Origin of the sequence: Archangium sp. (assembly GCF_036389735.1) — a bacterium.
GTDB lineage: Bacteria > Myxococcota > Myxococcia > Myxococcales > Myxococcaceae > Archangium.
Window position 1 is genome coordinate 1 of record NZ_DASVWK010000609.1, and the last position, 5,298, is coordinate 5,298.

Here is a 5,298-nt window from a genome sequence, read left to right on the forward strand (position 1 = left end):
CTTCTCGTCGATGCGCATGAGCTGACCGTAGTCGCCCTGCACCGTGACGTTGCCGCCGAGCGTCTGGAGCACCCGCACCTCGGTGCCCGCGGGCATCACCGCCCGCTCCCCGCTGGGAATCAACGTCACCTCGCAGTCACGTGCGAGCGGTGTCAACATGCCTCTCATCCGCTGCTCCTCCCTACTCCGTCGAGACCGAGGTGTCCTTGCCCTCGAGCGCCGCGCGCAGCGCATGCCACGCCAGGCTCGCGCACTTCACCCGGGCCGGAAACGCGTTCACCCCGGAGAGCACCGCCAGCTTCCCCAGTGCCTCCAGGTCCACGCCCTCGGGGCCCTCCATCACCAGCTTGTGCACCAGCTCGAAGAGCCGGTCCGCCTCCTCGCGCGACAGCTCCTTCACCGCCCCCGTCATCAGCGACGCCGAGGCCCTCGAGATGGCGCATCCCTGCCCCACGAAACCCACGTCCTTGATGACGTCGCCCTCCAGCCGCAGCGTCACCGTGAGCTGGTCGCCGCACAGGGGGTTGTAGCCGTCGGCCCGCCGGTTGGCGCCCTCCGCCTCGCGGAAGTTGCGCGGGCGCTTGCCGTGCTCCAGCACCACCTCCTGGTAGAGGTCCTGCAACTCCGAGCTCATGCGAACACCTCCCGCACCTTGTGCAGCCCTCGTACGAGGGCGTCGATGTCCTCGCGCGTGTTGTACATGGCCAGCGAGGCGCGCACCGTGGCCGCCACCCCGAAGCACGACAGCAGCGGCTGTGCGCAGTGGTGGCCCGCCCGGATGGCCACGCCCTCCCGGTCCAGGATGGTGCCCACGTCATGCGCGTGCACGTCCTCCATGATGAAGGACAGCACCCCGGAGCGCTCGCGCCCCCGCCCCAGCAGCTTCAAGCCCGGCACGCTCTCCAGCGCCCGCGCCCCGTACTCCAGCAAGTCCCGGTCGTGCGCCGCGATGGCGTCCAGCCCCACCGACTCGATGTAGTCCAGCGCCGCCGCCAGCCCCACCGCGCCCGAGATGTCCGGCGTGCCCGCCTCGAAGCGGTACGGCAGCCGGTTGTAGACGGTCTTCTCCATCGTCACCGTGAGGATCATGTCCCCACCGCCCTGCCACGGCGGCATGGACTCCAGCACCGAGGTCTTGCCGTACAGCACGCCGATGCCCGTGGGGCCGAAGGCCTTGTGTCCGGAGAGCGCGTAGAAGTCGCAGTCCAGTTCCCGCACGTCCACCCGGAAGTGCTGGAGCGCCTGCGCTCCGTCCACCAGCACCGGCACGCCCTTGGCGTGGGCCCGCTTCACGATCTCCTTGACCGGGTTCACCGTGCCCAGTGCGTTGGACACGTGCGTCACCGCGAGGATGCGCGTGCGCTCCGTCAGCAGCGCGTCGAGCTGCTCCATCCGCAGGTCGCCCCGCTCGTCCACCGGCACCATCTTCAGCGTGGCGCCCACCCGCTCGCAGAGCATCTGCCAGGGGACGATGTTGGAGTGGTGCTCCATGGCGGTGATGAGCACCTCGTCGCCCGGGCCCACCTTGCCGCGCCCGAAAGACTGCGCCACCAGGTTGACGGCCTCGGTGCAGCCGCGCACGAAGATGATCTCCTTCGTGTCGCGCGCGTTGATGAACCGGCGGATCCGCTCGCGAGCCCCCTCGTAGGCCGCCGTGGAGCGCTCGGAGAGCGCGTGCACGCCCCGGTGCACGTTGGCGTTGTCGTGCGTGTAGTAGCGCACCAGGGCGTCGATGACCGCCTGGGGCTTCTGCGTCGTCGCCGCGCTGTCCAGGTACACCAGCGGCCGGCCCCGCACCTCCTGGTGGAGGATGGGGAAGTCGGCGCGGATGCGCGCCACGTCGAAGTCCTTGCCGCTCATGCCCGACCCTCCTTCGCCCCCGGCAGCTTGCGCCCCAGCAGCTCCTCCACCTGGTCCCTCAGCGTCGCCAGCGGCACCGCGCCCACCACCTCGCTGGCGAAGGCGTGCGTCAGCAGTCGCTCCGCCTCCGCATGGGGAATGCCTCGCGACCGGAGGTAGAAGAGCGCCTGCTCGTCCAGCCGGCCCACCGTCGCGCCGTGCGCGCACTTCACGTCGTCCGCGAGGATCTCCAGCTGCGGTCGCGCGTCCGCCATCGCCCACTCCGACAGGAGGAGGTTGCGGTTGGACTGGCGCGAGTCCGTCTGCTGCGCGTCCGGCCGCACCAGCACCTTGCCGTGGAAGGTGCCCCGCGCCTTGTCATCCAGCACACCCTTGTACAGCTCGCGACTGGTGCAGCGCGGTTGCGCATGATCCAGGTTCGTCCAGTGGTCCAGGTGCTGCGAGCCATGGCCCACGTACAGGCCATTGAGGATGCACTCGCCGCCCTCGGCCGCGAAGGTAGAGGACACCTCGTTGCGCGCGAGCGCCCCCCCCAGCGAGATGAGGTGCGAGGCGAAGTGGCTGTCCCGGCCCTGCTCCACGTGCAGGCTGCCGATATGGAAGGCCGTCTCCGACTCGGCCTGGAGCTTGACGTGCGTCACCCGAGCCCCGGCCCCCAGCACCACCTCCGTCACCGTGTTGGTGAAGGAGACGCCCGGTGTCGCGCCCACGTAGCTCTCCACCAGCGTGAGCTCGCTGCGGTCCCCTGCCAGCACCACCACCCGAGGGCTCGCCAGCGCCACGTGGTTGTCCCCGCGCGCGAGGAAGAGGAGTTGCACGGGCTCGGAGCACACCGTACCGGGTGCCAGTCGAATCAGCGCGCCCTCCTCCAGCAGCGCCGCGTTGAGCGCGACGAAGGGGTGCACGTCCGCGCGGGCCCGCCGGCCCACCACGGACTCCAACGTTTCCAGCAGCTCTCCGTCCTTCACCAGCGCATCCCGCAGGCTGTGCACCGTGAGGCCGGCGATGCCGCCGTCCAGGCGCGACAGCTCGCGGACGAACCAGCCGTCCACGAACACCAGCCGAGGGCCCGTACCCGGCAGGGAGAGCCGAGCCACCGCCGCCTCCACCCCCGCCTCGTGCACCGTGCGCACGGGCGTGAAGGCATGGCCGGAGATGGGGGCCACGTTCGTGTACTTCCAGTTCTCGTGCTTCGAGGTGGGGAAGCCCTGACGCGCGAGCTGGGCGATGCCCTCCTGCCGCAGGGTGCGCAGCCACCCGGGGGCACTCGCGGCCCGCTCCGCCTGGAAGCGCTCGGCCAGGTCGAGGTAGTGCTGCAACCCTGCTTGCGTCACGGCCTCGCCTCCTTGCCGCCCACGCTCCGGCCGTCACCCAGCCACGCGTAGCCCTTCTTCTCCAGCTCCAGCGCCAGCTCGCGCCCACCCGTGCGGACGATCTTCCCGCCGGCCAGCACGGACACCTTGTCCGGCACCACGTACTCCAGCAGCCGCTGGTAGTGGGTGATGACGAGCATGCTCCGCTCCTGCGAGCGCAGCGCGTTGATGCCCCCGGAGACGATCCGTAGCGCGTCGATGTCCAGCCCCGAGTCCGTCTCGTCGAGGATGGCCAGCCGCGGCTCCAGCACCGCCATCTGGAAGATCTCGTTGCGCTTCTTCTCGCCGCCGGAGAAGCCCTCGTTCACCGAGCGCTGCATGAAGCTCGGGTCGAGTTCCACCAGCTTGGACTTCTCCCGGGCCAGCTTGAGGAAGTCCATGGCGTCCAGCTCCTCCAGCCCCTGGGTGCGGCGCTTCGCGTTGAGCGCCGTGCGCAGGAAGTGCAGGTTGCCCACGCCCGGAATCTCCACCGGGTACTGGAAGGCCATGAAGACGCCCGCGTGCGCGCGCTCCTCGGGCGGCAGGGCCAGCAGATCCTTGCCCTCGAAGAGCACCTCGCCCGAGAGCACCTCGTACGACTCGCGACCGGAGAGCACCTGCGACAGGGTGCTCTTCCCCGAGCCGTTGGGGCCCATGATGGCGTGCACCTCGCCGGGCATGAGCTCCAAGTCGATTCCCTTGAGGACCTCACGACCCGCCACGCGCACGCGCAGGTCCTTGATGCTGAGCAGCGGATTCATCCCACGCTCCCTTCCAGGCTCACGCTGAGCAGCTTCTGCGCTTCCACGGCGAACTCCATCGGCAGCTCCTTGAAGACCTGCCGGCAGAAGCCATTCACGATCATCGACACGGCGTCCTCCTTCGAGATGCCGCGCTGCTGGCAGTAGAAGAGCTGGTCCTCGCCAATCTTGGACGTGGACGCCTCGTGCTCCACCTGTGCCGAGGAGTTCTTCACCTCGATGTACGGCAGCGTGTGGGCGCCGCACTTGCTGCCCAGCAGCAGCGAGTCGCACTGGGTGTAGTTGCGCGCACCCTCGGCGCTCTTGAGCACCCTCACCAGGCCCCGATAGGTGTTCTGCCCGTGGCCGGCCGAAATCCCCTTGGAGACGATGGTGCTCTTGGTGTGGCGGCCCAGGTGGATCATCTTCGTCCCCGTGTCCGCCTGCTGCCGGTGGTTGGCCAGCGCCACCGAGTAGAACTCGCCCACCGAGTAGTCGCCCTTGAGGATGACGCTCGGGTACTTCCAGGTGATGGCCGAGCCCGTCTCCACCTGCGTCCAGGAAATCTTGGACTTGGTGTGGGCGATGCCGCGCTTGGTGACGAAGTTGTAGATGCCGCCGCGGCCCTGCTCGTCACCGGGGTACCAGTTCTGCACGGTGGAGTACTTGATGGTGGCCCCATCCAGCGCCACGAGCTCCACCACGGCGGCGTGGAGCTGGTTGGTGTCGCGCATGGGCGCGGTGCAGCCCTCGAGGTAGCTCACGTAGGCGCCCTCGTCGGCGACGATGAGGGTGCGCTCGAACTGGCCGGTGTTCTCCGCGTTGATGCGGAAGTAGGTGGACAGCTCCATGGGGCAGCGCACGCCCTTGGGCACGTAGACGAACGAGCCGTCGCTGAACACCGCCGAGTTGAGCGCCGCGAAGAAGTTGTCCGAGTGCGGCACCACCGTGCCCAGGTACTTCTTCACCAGCTCCGGGTGCTCGCGCACCGCCTCGGAGAAGGAGCAGAAGATGACGCCGGCCTTGGCCAGCTTGTCCTTGAAGGTGGTGGCCACCGACACCGAGTCGAACACGGCGTCCACCGCCACGTTCTGCATCAGCTTCTGCTCGTGCAGCGGGATGCCGAGCTTCTCGTACGTCTTGAGGATCTCCGGATCCACCTGGTCCAGGCTGTCCAGCTTCGGCTTCTGCTTGGGCGCCGAGTAATAGATGATGTCCTGGTAGTTGATGGCCGAGTACTCCGCCTTCTGCCAGCGCGGCTCCTTCAGGGTGAGCCAGTGCCGATAGGCGCGCAGGCGCCACTCGAGCATGAAGTCCGGCTCGCCCTTCTTGGCGGAGATGAGGCG

The 5,298-nt window shown here is 68.6% G+C and carries 5 protein-coding genes; all 5 read right to left on the reverse strand.

Annotated elements, in window-relative coordinates; all coding sequences use genetic code 11:
- Positions 1 to 181: 181 nt before the first annotated feature.
- Positions 182 to 634 carry a Fe-S cluster assembly sulfur transfer protein SufU gene (gene sufU / locus VF794_RS21390; protein ID WP_331113264.1) on the reverse strand — a complete coding sequence of 151 codons (453 nt, stop codon included), beginning with the start codon at positions 632 to 634 and terminating at the stop codon, positions 182 to 184.
- A complete protein-coding gene (locus VF794_RS21395; protein ID WP_331113265.1) occupies positions 631 to 1,860 on the reverse strand; it encodes a cysteine desulfurase in 1,230 nt (409 codons plus the stop codon). The genes sufU and VF794_RS21395 overlap by 4 nt, the downstream gene beginning before the upstream one ends.
- Positions 1,857 to 3,194: a Fe-S cluster assembly protein SufD gene (gene sufD / locus VF794_RS21400; RefSeq protein WP_331113267.1), complete on the reverse strand. Its 1,338-nt coding sequence runs from the start codon at positions 3,192 to 3,194 to the stop codon at positions 1,857 to 1,859. The genes VF794_RS21395 and sufD overlap by 4 nt, the downstream gene beginning before the upstream one ends.
- Positions 3,191 to 4,060, reverse strand: coding sequence for a Fe-S cluster assembly ATPase SufC (sufC, locus tag VF794_RS21405; protein ID WP_414640934.1), 870 nt, complete (start codon positions 4,058 to 4,060; stop codon positions 3,191 to 3,193). Before sufC ends, sufD begins: the two co-directional genes overlap by 4 nt.
- Positions 3,970 to 5,298, reverse strand: a 1,329-nt coding sequence (gene sufB, locus VF794_RS21410) for a Fe-S cluster assembly protein SufB (RefSeq protein WP_331113271.1), incomplete at its 5' end; no start/stop codon positions are given. The genes sufB and sufC, both read right to left, overlap by 91 nt.

Excerpts from the sequence above, each read along its gene's own strand:
- sufU (WP_331113264.1), bottom strand. The coding sequence starts at position 634 with ATGAGCTCGGAGTTGCAGGACCTCTACCAGGAGGTGGTGCTGGAGCAC.
- VF794_RS21395 (WP_331113265.1), bottom strand. The coding sequence starts at position 1,860 with ATGAGCGGCAAGGACTTCGACGTGGCGCGCATCCGCGCCGACTTCCCC.